This is a genomic window from Marinomonas primoryensis, assembly GCF_013372285.1.
In the GTDB taxonomy this organism is placed as follows: domain Bacteria; phylum Pseudomonadota; class Gammaproteobacteria; order Pseudomonadales; family Marinomonadaceae; genus Marinomonas; species Marinomonas primoryensis.
In genome coordinates, this window is sequence record NZ_CP054301.1 from 4025436 (window position 1) to 4040340 (window position 14905).

The following is a 14905-nucleotide window of genomic DNA, read 5'->3' on the forward strand; positions in this document are numbered from 1 at the left end:
AAACAAAAAGAAATTTGGAGAATGAAAAATATGAAATCCCATATCGCCTCTTTATTACTTGTTAGTGGCATTTCTGCTGCGTTCAACGCAAGCGCGTTTGAGCCATCCAAACCAAGCTGTATTGCACCTGCAAAACCCGGTGGTGGTTTCGATTTAACCTGCCGTATTTTATCCACTGGCTTTGCCAATGCAGACATCACAAAAATTCCTATGGCAGTAACTTTTATGCCTGGCGGCGTAGGCGCTGTTGCCTACAACTATATTAATTCCACCACACCAGATGACCCAAACAAGTTAGTTGCTTTCAGTTCCGGTTCATTACTGAATCTTGCGCAAGGAAAATTTGGTAAAAACCTAGATGAAAATAACGCTCGCTGGGTAGGTACGGCTGGTGTCGACTATGGCGCGATCATGGTTCGAGCTGACGCACCGTGGAATACGTTGAATGAATTGGTCGATGATATCAAAAAAGACCCAACTAAATTCGTGCTTGGTGCCGGAGGTGGTGTCGGTAGCCAAGATTGGATGAAAGCGGCCATCCTAATGAAGTCCTCTGGTGTCGATCCAAAGAAAATGCGCTATGTCGCTTATGAAGGCGGCGGTGAAGCATTGGCAGCGTTACTCGGCGGACACATTAAAGTGTACCCAGGTGATGTCGGCGAAATGAAAGGTTTGGTTGAATCAGGCAAGGTAAAAGTGCTTGCCATTATGTCTCCTGAACGTTTGAAGGGTGAATATTCCAAATACCCAACCGCTATCGAACAAGGTTACGATGCAGAATGGACCATTATTCGAGGTTATTATTTAGGGCCAAAAGTGTCTGATGAAGCCTACAACTATTGGGCGGCTCAATTTCAAAAAGCCTATAAAAGCCCAGCGTTTGAAAAAGTTGTCGTCGATCAAAATCTAGTACCGTTTACCATGTCTGGCGACACACTAGACAACTACATTAAAGAACGAGTCGCTTATATGCGTGGTTTAGCAAAAGAAGCTGGCTTAATTAAGTAGTGAATTGAGGCATTAACATGTTATATGACCGCATTTTCGCGGGCGTTTTTTTGGTACTGTCCGGGCTAGTCGCCTGGACAGCTTACTACTTCGACGTTCCGTTTCAGTATGAGCCCTTAGGGCCAAAAGCCTTTCCTATTATTTTGTCGATTATTTTGGCAGCCTGTTGTATTTGGATGATGATTAAGCCCGATCAAAATACTTGGCATCCAACCAAAGAGGTTCTCACCAAGATCGTTATTGGTCTAGTTATTATGGTGCTGTATGCCGTTCTATTTGAAGAAGCAGGCTTCATTATTTCCACCACGTTAGTCGGTACTATTTTTAGTTGGCTGTTTGGTGAAAAGCCTTTAAAAGCCTTTTTGTATGCTTTCGTCCTAAGTTTAATTAGCTATTTTTTATTAGCTGATTTAATGCAGCTTAATGTCCCAACCGGCCTACTTTTCGGAGACTTCTAATGGACGTTTTACACTACTTATCAATCGGATTTTCTGTCGCCCTGACGCCATTGAATTTGGGGTTGGTTTTAGCAGGATGCTTTATCGGCACCTTAATTGGTTCATTACCTGGTATTGGTCCTATCAATGGCGTCGCCATTTTATTGCCATTAGCCTATTCCATTGGTTTACCACCAGAATCAGCTCTTATTCTGCTAGCCGGCGTCTATTATGGCGCTGAGTATGGCGGCCGGATTTCAAGTATATTGCTCAATGTTCCCGGGGACGCTGGTGCTATTATGACCACCTTAGATGGCTACCCTATGGCCAAGCGAGGAGAAGGTGGCAGAGCCTTGGCGTTATCGGCGGTTTCCTCTTTCTTTGGAAGTATGGGCGCATTACTTTTGATGGTCATTTTTGCTCCTTTACTCAGTAAATTAGCCATTCAATTTGGCCCTTCCGAATATGTCTGGCTGATGATTTTTGCCTTCACTTGTTTGGCTACCATGGTGGGTAAACGCCCAATCAAAACCGTTATTGGTGTGGTTATTGGTCTGCTTTTCGCGACCGTAGGCATTGATTCTGGAACCGGTATTTTACGTTTTACCATGGGGATTCCAAACCTATTCGACGGTGTCGACTTTCTGGTTGTCGTCATTGGTATGTTTGCCATCAGCGAAGTATTGATACTGCTAGAAAGCTGGGCTCGTAACGATTTAAAACTCACGCCTGTGGGAAAAAGCTTTATCAGTTTTTCTGACATCATGGCAGTGAAATGGGTCATTTTACGCTCGACAATTTCTGGTTTTTTAATTGGCGTCTTGCCAGGAACAGGGGCATCCATTGCCAGTGCCGTAGCTTACGGTACAGAAAAACGTTTCGCAGCAGGAAAGGACGACCACTTTGGCGAGGGGGATATTCGAGGTTTAGCGGCGCCAGAGGCGGCAAACAATGCAGCGGCGGCAGGCTCTATGGTTCCGATGCTGACGCTGGGTATTCCAGGCAGCGGCACTACAGCTATTTTATTGGGTGCCTTGATGATGTTTAATATTACACCGGGTCCTCTTTTGTTTGAACAACAACCAAATATCGCTTGGGGCCTGATCGCTTCTATGTTTATCGGTAATATCGCCTTGTTGGTGATGAATTTACCGTTAATTGGTGTATTTGTTCGGTTGCTGTCTATCAAACAATCTTATCTTGTACCGATTATTGTGATGTTAACGTTTGTTGGAATCTACTCCATTCATGGGGATACGTTCGATCTCTTCTTCATGATTTTATTGGGTGTTTTTGCTTTCATTTTTCGCAAGTTAGGCTTTTCTCTTGCACCGGTCATTTTAGGTTTGGTATTGGGAGAAGTGTTGGAAGAAAACTTACGCCGTGCACTGTCTATTAGTGGTGGTGATTGGTCTATTTTACTGAATGGCACCATGACTTATGTCTTGGCGATTGCCACTATCGCAGCATTAATTGCACCTAGATTATTGAAAGTGTTTAAAAAATAACAATTACTCGTTGTCTTTTATTCAAAAAAAACCTTCATGATCAACATAATCATGAAGGTTTTTTACTAAGCAAAAAGTCCTAAATCAAAAAAGATTAATCAATCTCGCGAGCATTGATGTAAGCGCGTTCAGACACTTCGTGCCACGCTCTTACTTTGCTGCCAAAGTCTTTGAATGAGTCATACACTTTCTGGCTCATTGGATCCGCTGCTGCCACTTCTTCTAATGTTTCAGTAGAGGCTTTTTTCAGCGCCGACAAAACATCATTAGGGAAAGGTTTAAGTATGACGTTATGCTCATTAACCAACGTCTCTAGTGCCGTGTTGTTCAAGGCAGTGAACTCATCTAGCATGTCAGCGTTCGCTTGGCGAGTCGCCGCACGCACGATCAACTGAAGATCTTTTGGCAAGGCTTCAAACGCTTCTTTATTGTAAAGCGCTTCCATTGTTGAACCTGGCTCATGCCAACCTGGGTAGTAGTAGTATTTCGCCGCTTTGTATAAGCCAAATGCTAAATCATTGTATGGTCCAACCCATTCCGTCGCATCAATAGCGCCAGTCTGTAAAGAAGTGAAGATTTCGCCACCAGGTAAGTTAATTGGTGTACCACCCACTTTCTTCAAGACTTCTCCGCCAAGACCTGGAATACGCATTTTTAGACCTTGGAAGTCTTCAAGAGAATTAATCTCTTTATTGAACCAACCACCCATCTGTACCCCAGTGTTACCGGCGGCCATTGGGATTAGGTTAAACGGGGCGTAGATTTCTTCCCATAGTTTTAAACCGCCACCGTGGTGAATCCAAGAGTTGATCTCTTGTGCAGTAAAACCAAATGGTACCGCGGTAAAGAACTGAGCCGCTGGCGCTTTACCTTTCCAGTAATACGCTGCACCGTGACCCATTTGCGCCGTACCACGAGATACAGCATCAAACACTTCCAATGGTGGAACAAGTTCACCCGCCGCATACACTTTAATGTTTAAGCGACCACCGGACATTTCATTAATATTTTTGGCAAGGGCTTCTGCACCCGTTCCTAGACCTGGAAAGTTCTTTGGCCACGTTGTGACCATTTTCCAGTTAATGACGTCGGCTTTTTTCTCTACTTTTGCCGTTTCTTCCGCTTTTTCGGATCCGCCACAAGCCACCAAGGTGGCTGCTGTCAAACCGACTAATGCCAGCTTGCTCCACAATTTTATTTTATTCATTCACTTTATCCCTCAGGAGACGCGTTAAATTTATTGTTATAAGACCTAGCCTTCCAGCTCAGCTCATCACACAACCCTAATTGTGCGATTCGGGTCAGCATTATGAAGTAATATTGACCCTTTAGACACATTCTGTGCACTAAGTGCATTAGATAGTATGAATTGCCGTCTCAGCTCTCAAGGCCTTTTTAATTTTATTTCTTTTTTATGTGCCTCGTTATTATTCATTTTCCACTCATAACGTTGGAGAATAACTCCACGACATACGTTGACCGCTCTCTGCAGACTGTTCCGCTAAACACAAACCATAAATTAACTGACAAGCATGCTCCATCGATACCGGAGCCTCACCTTTGCCAAGAATCGCATCACGCAGCTGAGCATAAAACGCGGCGTACTCGCCTTGTGTGGCCTCTTCTGGAACAACATCAATATCATCTTGGGAATGCGCAATAAATCGCGTATTTCGCTGTTGTGCCGCTCGTGATGGGAAGCTCGTATCCCACGGCATTTGCCCTGCTCGTAAAGCTTCTTCTTGCGGATCTAAACCAACACATTGCCAACTGCCTTTGGTGAATCTGGCATTAAAACGGCGCATTTCGCCCGCTTCAAATGGCGTTGACGCGATACGAACACGTTTATCATCGTAGCCTAACTCAACCTCAAACCAATCATGGGTTTGGCTGCCTTCACGCAAACGATCAATACTGGCGTGCATCCATTTTGGCGGCCCAAACAAACACAAAGCTTGATCTAATATATGCGGGCCTAGATCCCAAAAAATCCCCGTTCCCACTCCAGGTTCTTCACGCCAACGCGCTTGAGCTGTCGGACGGAAACGATCAAAGCGAGAATCAATATGCTTCAACTCACCCAACTCTCCGCTTTCGATCAAGGCTTTAAGACGCAGAAAATCGCCATCAAAGCGACGATTTTGATAAACACAAAACACCAAGCTTTTTTTCTTAGCAAGGGTACACAAGGCTTCTATCTGAGATAAATCAGTAACAGAGGGTTTTTCTAGCAACACGTGCTTGCCGCTTTCCAACGCTTGTTTCGCCTGATCAAAATGCAACACGTTTGGTGTGGTAATCACCACCAAATCCACATCAGACGCCATAAACACAGCCTCGGCAGACGACACAACCATGGCATCAGGCAAAACTGCTTTCACTTCACCCGCCTTGGAACTGCAAACATACGCCATCGTCATGCCAGGGTCGTTCATCACAAAAGGTGCGTGAAACACTCGCCCAGACAAACCAAAGCCGATCAAACCAACACGAATAGCCATCCCTTACCCTCTTTCACCTAAACTTTATATTTATGGACAGTCTTATAGACAAACAAATCAACATAAACCAGAACACAATAGACTAAATAACTTCCAACTTAGCAAACGACAATACCAGCCACTTGGTGCCTTCGTCGTCGAAGTTAACCTGCACGCGTGCTTGCGGACCTTGACCTTCGTAGTTGATGACCAAGCCTTCACCGAACACGGGATGATTCACTCGATCGCCCATGCTGACAGTGATTTCAGGCGCTTTATAGTTATTCAACACACTGCTGTTTTGCAGTTTATTTTTTTCAAAACTGTAATCTGGTCGTTGCAACGAAATAGGTCGGCTCACTTGTGAGCGAAGACGCACTTCTTCCAAACATTCCGGCGGTAACTCTTTGATAAAACGTGATGGACTGTTAAAAGATTCGCTACCAAACAATCGGCGAGATTCTGCGTAGGTGATGTAAAGCTTTTCCATCGCCCGAGTAATACCCACGTAACAAAGTCGGCGTTCTTCTGCGAGCCGTCCCGGCTCTTCAAACGACATTTTGCTTGGGAAAATATTTTCTTCCACACCGGTTAAGAAGACTAATGGGAATTCCAAACCTTTGGCAGAGTGAAGCGTCATCAGTTGCACTGCATCTTGGTATTCGTCTGCTTGCGCATCGCCAGCATCCAAAACCGCTTTATCCAAGAAAGCCATCAACGGTGAACTGAGTTCTTCGTCTTCATCGCTCCAGCTGAATCCACCCGCGGCACCAACCAACTCTTTTAAGTTTTCAATGCGTGCTTCACCTTTTTCACCTTTCTCTTTTTCATGGAAAGGGATCAGACCGGCTTCTTCGATGATCTGCTCAAAAATGTCATTCAAGTTCAAATCTGGCTGTTGCACTGTGGTGCTCAAACCTTCGATAAGATGCAGAAACGTTTTAATCGCATTGGTTGCACGAGCCGTCATCAAAGACTGACTAACCACTTCTTGCGCGGCTTTCCACATAGAGCAACCGTGATCACGGGCGAATTCTCGTAACGTTCCAATGCTGCGCTCGCCAATGCCGCGCGGCGGTACATTGACGACACGCTCCATGGCGCCGTCGTCATTAGGATCAAGCGCTAAACGAGCGTACGCCAAGGCGTTTTTAATTTCGAGACGGTCGTAGAACCTGTGCCCACCATAAATACGATAAGCAATCTGTTCCCTAACTAAGCATTCCTCGATGACACGAGATTGTGCATTGGAACGATAGAGGATTGCCATGCCAGTCAACGACGATCCCTTGTCGCGCCACTGTTTAATAATGCCAACGATAAAACGTGCTTCATCCTGTTCATTGAACCCCGCATAAAGCGATATAGGATCGCCTTCGCCGCTTTCGGTCCAAAGCTCTTTTCCTAAGCGATCGTCGTTATGCTTAATCAGCCCATTGGCCGCGTTCAATATATGGCCAGTAGAGCGGTAGTTTTGCTCTAGTCGAATCGTACCAACGTCTTTAAAATCTTTCGTAAAGCTTTGAATATTCTCGATTTTCGCGCCACGCCAGCCGTAAATAGACTGATCATCGTCCCCCACTGCGGTAATCGTACCGTGGTCACCGACCATGATGCGTAGCCAAGCGTATTGAATGGTGTTGGTGTCTTGAAACTCGTCCACCAGCACATGGCGGAAGCGATCTTGATAATGACGAAGTAACGCTGGTGTGCTGAGCATCAACTCATGAGCACGCAACAGTAACTCACCAAAATCGAGCAAGCCGCTGCGTTCACAGGCTTCTTCATAGTGGTAATACAGCTCTCGCATACCTTTGGTGAAAGGGTCATGGCTGTCTGGCACATGAGCCGCACGACGGCCTTCGTCTTTTTGTCCATTGATAAACCAAGACACTTGTTTCGGTGGCCAGCGAGTATCGTCAATACTGAGTTCGCGCATAATGCGTTTGATGAGACGTAATTGGTCATCACTGTCCATGATCTGAAAGTTTTCTTTCAGTCCTGCGTCACGCCAATGAGCGCGTAATAAACGGTGAGCCAAACCATGAAAAGTACCAACCCACATGCCTTGAGGAGGAACGCCAACAAGTTGTTCGATACGTCCTTGCATTTCACGCGCGGCTTTATTGGTAAACGTTACCGCCATCAAACTGTAAGGAGATAATTCATAAGCGTGCATCAACCACGCAATACGGTGCACCAAGACACGGGTTTTACCTGACCCAGCCCCCGCCAAAACAAGGCTATTTTGCAACGGCGCGGCGACGGCTTCACGCTGTTTGTCATTCAGTGAGTCGAGGATAAAAGAAACGTCCATTACATTCTGCCATGGTTAATTAATATTTTTGTCATATCAAGCGTGTAAAAATAGGTTGATTTTTAATCTGATTCCGTTTTTTATTAGCTTGAAATGAGTTGTCTGTCTATTTTGACTTTTTTTATCTGTCGATGACAGTGATCTATGCACTTCATGTCGTCGAACGTCCAAAAGGGTATAACGATGAACTATTTTACTGAAACACTAACTGAAGTAAAAACCGACATAATGCACGCTTCCATTAGCTTAGAAAATGAAACAAAAGAGCTGAGTAAAAAGGAAGAGGCACTACGGTTGTTAAAAGCCAGACGTGCCATTGAGCAGCATTTAGAGCAAAAGCGTTTGTACCATGATATATCGAATGGTTGGGATGATTAACGTTATCTAACCAAACGACAACAGTCAGCGGAATCAACTCGACTTAGCTTATGGCTAGGTCTAGAGATTCGTTTCACTCAAAAAAAACAAACTGCCTTCCCCATGAATAGATTCGTAATCTGTCTATTTGTGGGTGAAAAATCTTTTTATGTCATTTATTACCGCATTTTTACACCGTAATTACCTCCCCGTTTTCTCAACTTATGGCGGTTATTCACGTCTTGGAGTACCATACGCACTGATTTTTTAAATCTTCTAATCCATAATAAAAAAAGAAAATAACCCTCTTGGGGGAGTTACTATGTTTGAACATATCCAAGCCGCACCAGCAGACCCAATTCTTGGTCTGAATGACGCTTACAAAAAAGATCCAAATCCCAATAAAATCAACTTGGGCGTTGGTGTCTTTAAAGATGAACAAGGCAACACACCAATTTTAAAAGCCGTAAAACAAGCAGAAGAGCGTTTGTTGGCTGAAGAAAAAACCAAAAGTTATCTCAGTATCGAAGGCGCACCCGCTTATCGATCCGCCGTGCAAACGCTTTTATTTGGTAACGATCACCCCATTATTACCAAGCAGCTTGCTCAAACAGCTCACACTCCTGGCGGCACAGGCGCACTACGCGTCGCAGCAGAATTCATTAAAAAACATTTGCCTGAAGCCACCATCTGGGTCAGTAACCCAACCTGGGCAAATCATCAGTCTGTTTTCCAATCTGTTGGTTTAGAAGTAGGTAGCTACGCCTATTACGACGCCAATGCTAAATCTTTAGATTTCGAAGCCATGTTGGCTAGCTTGTCGCAAATCCCTGAAGGCGACGTGGTGTTGTTTCATGGTTGCTGCCACAACCCAACAGGCATAGACCCAACGCCAGAGCAATGGTATCAATTGGCGAAGCTTTGCAGCAAACAAGGTTTCTTACCATTGTTTGATTTTGCTTATCAAGGTTTTGGTCAAGGACTAACAGAAGATGCTCAAGGGTTACGTACCTTCCTAGAGCACGTTCCAGAGATGTTGATAGCGAGCTCATTTTCAAAGAACTTTGGTCTTTATAACGAACGTGTTGGCGCGCTCACTATTTTGTGTGAAACAAAAGAACAAGCGGAAACCGCTTTCACGCAAATCAAGCGTTGTATTCGTACAAACTACTCAAATCCACCTTCTCATGGCGCAGCGATCGTTGCTGAAATACTCAATGATAAAGAGCTGTATGCCCTATGGGAAAGTGAGCTGAAAGGCATGCGTCTGCGTATTCATGAAATGCGTAGCTTGTTTGTGAATACGCTGCGAGCAAAGGGTGTTAAGCAAGACTTCTCTTTTATCTCAAAGCAGCAAGGCATGTTCTCTTTTTCTGGTCTTACGCCAGACCAAGTTGCTCAGCTGCGTAGAGAATATGGTATTTATATTGTTGGTTCTGGGCGCATTAGTGTGGCAGGAATGACTCATGACAATATGGGCCCACTGTGTGACGCCATTGCCGCCATCTTGAAAGATTAATATTTAGTCTTTTAAGGTTGTGAATAAAAACGGTTTCAGCTCGCGAGCTGACGCCGTTTTTTTACGACTATTATTTCTGTCAGTTGTTTTATCACCAAAGAGGCTGTTACCTTATGGCCTCGCCTTTTTAAACTCAATTCAATAATGGAGCCATCGATGACCGCCACACTAATTTATTGCTATGACCCAATGTGTAGCTGGTGCTGGGGATTCCGCCCAACGTGGACAAAGCTGCAAAAAGCGTTGCAGAGCTTGATTGATTCAGACCAGTTAACCATTCAACCAATGCTGGGTGGCCTCGCGATTGATTCCAATGCAACTATGGCAGAAGAAATGAAAGATAAACTAGAGGGTACTTGGAAAAACATTCAGTCGTCTCTGGGAACGGAATTCAATTTTGATTTTTGGCAAACTGCGTCACCACGTCGCTCCACTTACCCCGCCTGCAGAGCGTGTTATGTAGCAAGAGACATGGGATTGGAAGAAGAGATGTACCACGCTATTCAAGAAGCCTATTACTTGAAAGCGAAAAACCCGTCGGATCTCGATACATTAACAGAGTGCGCAGAACACATAGGGCTAAACCCGAGCGGCTTTCAGAAAAATATGCAGCACGTTAAAAGTGAGCGATTATTGGAAGAAGAAATAGAACAAGCCAGACATCTTGGACTGAATTCATTTCCTTCTCTCACATTACTCATCGGCGATAAACTCACCTCGATTCCATTAGATTATAAAGATCACTCAAGCATGTTGAATGCCATAAAAAAGGCGCTGTCTTAGCGCCTTTTTTATTGTATTTCTATACATTATTTAACCAAAATATAATCTCTCACCGCCTGAACCAAAGCCGCTCCAGCAGCGGCGTAAAGCAATGGCAACGCAAGTGTGTAATCGTTGCCCGCAACAAAGACAGCAATGCAGGCAATCACCATCAGACTCAGCATGAATAGATGGACATAGGCACACAAGCCAAACTTCCATTTCGCGGTGATCATGACGCCACCCACACCCAATACGATCCCTAATGAACCGCCAACCAATACATCCATTGGCCAATGGACACCGATCAAGACTCGGCTTAGGCCAACTAAGACAGCCAGTGTAATAAGGACCACTTTAAAGAACACATTTTTTGTATAGCAAAAGCACACACTTGCTAAAAGAAATGCCGTTAAACTATGTCCAGACGGGAAGCTACGCGCTTTATAGGCTCTACCCAAAAGGTTAAAGGTCTCAGGATCCAACACCGCCGGCGGACGCGGCATGGCAAAATAGTCTTTCAGTAAATTCACTACGATTACGCCAAGCAAACTGGTAAATAAAACCGCCCAATGAAAACGTATGTGTCGGCAAGAAAATAATAATACCAAGACTAATAAAAACACCCCATCTCCGAAAACTGTCATATTTTCTAAGATAACAACAGGGATATAAACGCTAAGACTGTTTATCTCCATAAAGGCAAACTGATAGCCGCCGACCACTTCACCAATCATCGCCATACTTGCCAATAGTACCGCCACCAAGAGTAAGATTTGAATACTAAATTGAGGAACCACCATCTCGGTTGTTCTAGCTTGATCTAATAATGATTTATAATTAGTCGACATTTTGATCAATTGGCAACGCATAAAATCTCTTCTCTTCAGGTAATAATAGATATTCAATAAAGTGGATTTTTTTGAATTACTGCACATTGTATGCACAGTGAGTGAAAAAATAGTGAAACGTATATTTTCGATATATGGAAAAAGGAAAGAGGATCTTTATATTTTTTCTTGTGTAAGATAAGCAGATGGAATGCAAAAAAGTAGACTGATGGAATAAGCTAGATATCTGTTAATAGACACATATAAATGAGTAAATAACATCATAAAGAGACACTCGCGATGCTGATGTCACCCCCGTAATGATGAAGAAATACCCGCTGCTTTTCTTCTCTAGATAACAGCAAGGTCAATAGGAACGAATTCAAAAATGAAAAGTAACTTCACTATTTTTTCGCTATTGTCGGCGAATTTATGTACTTTTTTCAAAAAAATTTCAAAATCAAAACCGAGAACATCTACCTTTGTTCTCTTAATGACGATCCTAAATTTGGCATTGTATCACTGGCCATTATTGTCTTTTGCTAACAAGAATCTAGCGATATTGACACTAAATGGCATGCAAACATTACTGACCGTGTTCGCCGTCATTTACCTTGTAACCGCGCTGGTTCTTTATCCGTTGTTTATCCTTTCAAGGCGCTTAGGTAAGGCCGTTTGCGTTATCTTTGCCATAGGCAATTCATTGGCGACGTATTTCGTGGTGACCTATAACGTCATCTTAGATAAGACGATGATGGGAAATATTTTCAATACCCAATATTCGGAGTCCGAGCAGTTTTTAAGCCTAAAGCTGATTGCCTATTTTATTGTCTTAGGCCTGATACCAGCTTGGTTAATTATTCGTACGTCGATTCAAAAAACATCAAGGGTGCGCTTGTTTTTGCATCTAACAATCACCGTCATAGTAGCGTCTACTTGGGTTTGGCAGTCACAGAGTCACTGGCTTTGGATTGACGATCATGCCAAGCAGTTGGGTGGTAGGATCATGCCATGGTCTTATGTGGGAAATGCGGCGCGCTATCAAAGTGATCGAGCAAAACAGAACATAGTACAAACGTTGTTACCGGACGCGACCTTCCGCTCAAATAAAAAGACCGTTGTCGTGTTGGTTATCGGTGAGTCCGCACGCGCTGAAAATTTCTCGCTTTATGGATACGATAGACTGACGAATCCATTACTGACAGCGTCCGATGTTATTACCTTAAAAAAGGCCACATCTTGCGCCACTTACACCACTGCATCAGTAAAATGCATTCTCTCTCATGTGAATACAAGTGGTGTGTTTTCCGAAAACTTTGAGACCTTGCCTAGTTACTTACAAAGACAAGGTATTGATGTTATCTGGCGTACCAAAAACTGGGGAGAAGCCCCAATCAAGGTGTCGAGCTACCTAACGTCAGGGGATTTGAAAAAACACTGTGAAGGTTTAGAGTGCGATTATGATGGCGTGTTGTTAACCAATCTTACTGAACAGATTAGAGCCTCAGACAAACAAAAAGTGTTTGTGGTTTTGCATCAAACAGGCAGCCACGGCCCATCTTATTACAGTAAATACCCAAAAGAATTTGAAGTATTTAAACCCGTCTGTCGTTCGGTTGAATTAAATAACTGCACACAAAAAGAATTGATCAATGCATACGATAATACCATCCTATACAACGATCACTTTTTGGATAACTTACGGCAAATTTTAGACGGGTTATCACAGACCTCTAGCGCTTACCTGTATGTCTCTGATCATGGAGAATCTCTTGGCGAAGGCGGTATTTACTTGCATGGAACGCCCCACACCATCGCGCCTGATCAACAATTGAAAGTGCCTTTCTTTGTGTGGATGTCTCAATCCTTTATCGACCAAAAGCACATTTCAGTCGATAAACTCAAGCAAAGGGAGCAAAGCACCCAAGCCAATATCTTCCACAGCGTAATGGGGGCTTTTGATATGGACAGCGAGATTTACAATAAAGACTTAGACATGTTCGAAGCAGCAGCCAATAAATAACACGTCGAAACGCCAAGGTCAGACGGTTACTGACCTTAGCGTTTAGAACTTAACCAAAATCGTGATTGATTAAGTCCAGCATCGGGTTATAAAGTGGCTCCGTGGTCGCATTTCGAGGTTTTTTATCTTCCCCTTTTGTAGCGGCAACGGTCTTTTCTTCTTTTTCCACTTCAATAGCGTCAGACGGCGCTAAATCACTCTCAATGGCTTCGACTATTTCTTCTGTTTGCTTGGTCTCTTCAATAGGATTACTTGCTTCAATAGTCTCGGAAACCACCTCATCAAGCGATTTTCCAACAGGTTGATTATCATCAGAGATTAAATGCTCAGCCAAAGCTTTTGCCAACGGCTGTACATCGTCTAACGTAACATTCACCGCTAACCAATGTTTCGCATCAGGTTCATGACTCACCAATGTCCCCGGCACAAAAGCATGTCTAAAATTGGCTAATAAGGCAGTGGTGCCTGCAATGCCCAATGGCGTAGACAAATGCATCCAAAGAGACATTCCCCCTTTGCTTGCAACAAAACTGACGTGTTCACCAAGACGTGCTTCCAGGTGCGCCTTAACACGCTCTGAATTGGCCCAGACTTCTCTCGCTCGTCGAGTTAATGATCGCTTACTATTTGGCTGCAATGCATCGCTTAATGCCACCTGTTGAGCATCACTCAAAGACATATCGGCGCCTAAAAAAGCTCCTTCCAACAACCCATGATGTCGGCCAGGCAAACACCAACTAGCCGACCGACCCACGCCTTTCGACTCCACACCGCCGATATAAACAATATGATCAGACGAATCCAGTGACTTGTAAGTCATAATAGAGCCCGCGCGATAGGCCAAATGCGAGCACATATCCCACTCAATCACTGGGAGCTTGGTTTCTTCAATAATCGCAAGCCAACGACGCAGGCTTAAATTACTAATCAGTTGCCCTGCGGGAAATGAGAACTGGCTCGGTAAGACAATCAAACGAATCGAGTCATCGCGTAAACAACGAATCGCTAAATCCAAATCGACACCACGCTCGCCCGCTCCTAAAGTAATAACGTGTCTACCTAAGCTTTGTAATGTGGTGGTGATTCTTGGATCGCACGGCGTCAATACTAAAACCGCATCACCTCGTTGCGTCAGCGTTTGCACACTCTGCGTAAACATTGCCAAAGGCGAATGACCTAACCAAAGCTGCGACGCATGTGCTTTGATACCCAGTCCTTTTAAATAGTCGCTGACCGACTCACGCGCCGTTAAATGACCCTTGCCCAACACAGGTAAATGCACCTCTTCTTGGCGAACCGTTGGCGCTAAGAATGTATCACTTTGATCGACTAAAGCGCCGCGGTGAGCAAGGCAAGACCACGCAGGCTTAGTGCCATCACGACTTAACGTTCTTAATGCTTCGCCCGTCAGTAAAAGGGCGGGCTTCGTCTCACTGCGATGACAAACAAAGTAGCCAGATTTAGGTCGTGATTCGATCCAACCGTCTTCACTCAACAATTCATAACCATGAATAATGGTGTTTAAACTCAGACCCAATTGTTTCGATAAAACACGTAAGGATGGCATCCGATCGCCAGGCAAAATCGCGTCTTGCGACAATTGATCCAAAAACCAATCCACCACACCTTTGTATAAAAAATCCGCCACCGCTTTGTACCTTTTC

12 protein-coding genes are annotated in these 14905 nt (G+C 44.2%); 7 read left to right on the forward strand and 5 right to left on the reverse strand.

Annotation, left to right across the window (positions count from 1 at the left end):
- Positions 1–30 precede the first annotated feature (30 nt).
- The 3 genes from MP3633_RS18700 to MP3633_RS18710 are packed head-to-tail and all read left to right on the forward strand — an operon-like array spanning position 31 to position 2953.
- Positions 31–1008, forward strand: a complete 978-nt coding sequence (locus MP3633_RS18700) for a Bug family tripartite tricarboxylate transporter substrate binding protein (RefSeq protein ID WP_176336640.1) — start codon at positions 31–33, stop codon at positions 1006–1008.
- Positions 1009–1025: 17 nt separating this feature from the next.
- On the forward strand, positions 1026–1466 hold the full coding sequence (locus MP3633_RS18705; protein WP_176336641.1) for a tripartite tricarboxylate transporter TctB family protein: 441 nt from the start codon (positions 1026–1028) through the stop codon (positions 1464–1466).
- Positions 1466–2953, forward strand: coding sequence for a tripartite tricarboxylate transporter permease (locus MP3633_RS18710; protein WP_176336642.1), 1488 nt, complete (start codon positions 1466–1468; stop codon positions 2951–2953). Before MP3633_RS18705 ends, MP3633_RS18710 begins: the two co-directional genes overlap by 1 nt.
- 94 nt (positions 2954–3047) lie before the next feature.
- On the opposite strand, the gene MP3633_RS18715 is transcribed toward MP3633_RS18710, so the two are convergent.
- The 3 genes from MP3633_RS18715 to uvrD all read right to left on the reverse strand — a co-directional run bounded on the left by MP3633_RS18715 (position 3048) and on the right by uvrD (position 7750).
- The gene (locus MP3633_RS18715) at positions 3048–4160 is read right to left on the reverse strand and encodes a TRAP transporter substrate-binding protein (RefSeq protein ID WP_176336643.1); all 1113 of its coding nucleotides are present in this window, start codon (positions 4158–4160) and stop codon (positions 3048–3050) included.
- A 235-nt stretch (positions 4161–4395) separates the two neighbouring features.
- A complete protein-coding gene (locus tag MP3633_RS18720) occupies positions 4396–5454 on the reverse strand; it encodes a Gfo/Idh/MocA family protein (RefSeq protein ID WP_176336644.1) in 1059 nt (352 codons plus the stop codon).
- Between the two features lie 82 nt (positions 5455–5536).
- Entirely contained in the window at positions 5537–7750 is a 2214-nt protein-coding gene (gene uvrD / locus MP3633_RS18725; protein ID WP_176336645.1) for a DNA helicase II, read from the reverse strand.
- A gap of 183 nt (positions 7751–7933) precedes the next feature.
- Between uvrD and MP3633_RS18730 the strand changes: the two genes are divergently transcribed.
- From MP3633_RS18730 to MP3633_RS18740, 3 genes are all read left to right on the forward strand, one after another.
- A complete protein-coding gene (locus MP3633_RS18730; RefSeq protein ID WP_176336646.1) occupies positions 7934–8128 on the forward strand; it encodes a PA3496 family putative envelope integrity protein in 195 nt (64 codons plus the stop codon).
- Between the two features lie 301 nt (positions 8129–8429).
- Positions 8430–9626, forward strand: coding sequence for an amino acid aminotransferase (locus tag MP3633_RS18735; RefSeq protein ID WP_176336647.1), 1197 nt, complete (start codon positions 8430–8432; stop codon positions 9624–9626).
- A 156-nt stretch (positions 9627–9782) separates the two neighbouring features.
- A complete protein-coding gene (locus tag MP3633_RS18740; protein ID WP_176336648.1) occupies positions 9783–10409 on the forward strand; it encodes a DsbA family protein in 627 nt (208 codons plus the stop codon).
- A gap of 26 nt (positions 10410–10435) precedes the next feature.
- On the opposite strand, the gene MP3633_RS18745 is transcribed toward MP3633_RS18740, so the two are convergent.
- The gene (locus MP3633_RS18745; RefSeq protein ID WP_162690101.1) at positions 10436–11260 is read right to left on the reverse strand and encodes a phosphatase PAP2 family protein; all 825 of its coding nucleotides are present in this window, start codon (positions 11258–11260) and stop codon (positions 10436–10438) included.
- Positions 11261–11606: 346 nt separating this feature from the next.
- Here MP3633_RS18745 and eptA point away from each other — a divergent pair, with 346 nt between their 5' ends.
- Positions 11607–13241, forward strand: a complete 1635-nt coding sequence (gene eptA, locus MP3633_RS18750; protein WP_176336649.1) for a phosphoethanolamine--lipid A transferase EptA — start codon at positions 11607–11609, stop codon at positions 13239–13241.
- Positions 13242–13290: 49 nt separating this feature from the next.
- Here the strand turns inward: eptA and MP3633_RS18755 are convergent, their stop codons facing one another.
- Positions 13291–14889, reverse strand: a complete 1599-nt coding sequence (locus MP3633_RS18755) for a GntR family transcriptional regulator (RefSeq protein WP_176336650.1) — start codon at positions 14887–14889, stop codon at positions 13291–13293.
- Positions 14890–14905: the final 16 nt, after the last annotated feature.

Excerpts from the sequence above, each read along its gene's own strand:
- MP3633_RS18700 (WP_176336640.1), top strand. The coding sequence starts at position 31 with ATGAAATCCCATATCGCCTCTTTATTACTTGTTAGTGGCATTTCTGCT.
- MP3633_RS18705 (WP_176336641.1), top strand. The coding sequence starts at position 1,026 with ATGTTATATGACCGCATTTTCGCGGGCGTTTTTTTGGTACTGTCCGGG.
- MP3633_RS18710 (WP_176336642.1), top strand. The coding sequence starts at position 1,466 with ATGGACGTTTTACACTACTTATCAATCGGATTTTCTGTCGCCCTGACG.
- MP3633_RS18715 (WP_176336643.1), bottom strand. The coding sequence starts at position 4,160 with ATGAATAAAATAAAATTGTGGAGCAAGCTGGCATTAGTCGGTTTGACA.
- MP3633_RS18720 (WP_176336644.1), bottom strand. The coding sequence starts at position 5,454 with ATGGCTATTCGTGTTGGTTTGATCGGCTTTGGTTTGTCTGGGCGAGTG.
- uvrD (WP_176336645.1), bottom strand. The coding sequence starts at position 7,750 with ATGGACGTTTCTTTTATCCTCGACTCACTGAATGACAAACAGCGTGAA.
- MP3633_RS18730 (WP_176336646.1), top strand. The coding sequence starts at position 7,934 with ATGAACTATTTTACTGAAACACTAACTGAAGTAAAAACCGACATAATG.
- MP3633_RS18735 (WP_176336647.1), top strand. The coding sequence starts at position 8,430 with ATGTTTGAACATATCCAAGCCGCACCAGCAGACCCAATTCTTGGTCTG.
- MP3633_RS18740 (WP_176336648.1), top strand. The coding sequence starts at position 9,783 with ATGACCGCCACACTAATTTATTGCTATGACCCAATGTGTAGCTGGTGC.
- MP3633_RS18745 (WP_162690101.1), bottom strand. The coding sequence starts at position 11,260 with ATGCGTTGCCAATTGATCAAAATGTCGACTAATTATAAATCATTATTA.
- eptA (WP_176336649.1), top strand. The coding sequence starts at position 11,607 with ATGAAAAGTAACTTCACTATTTTTTCGCTATTGTCGGCGAATTTATGT.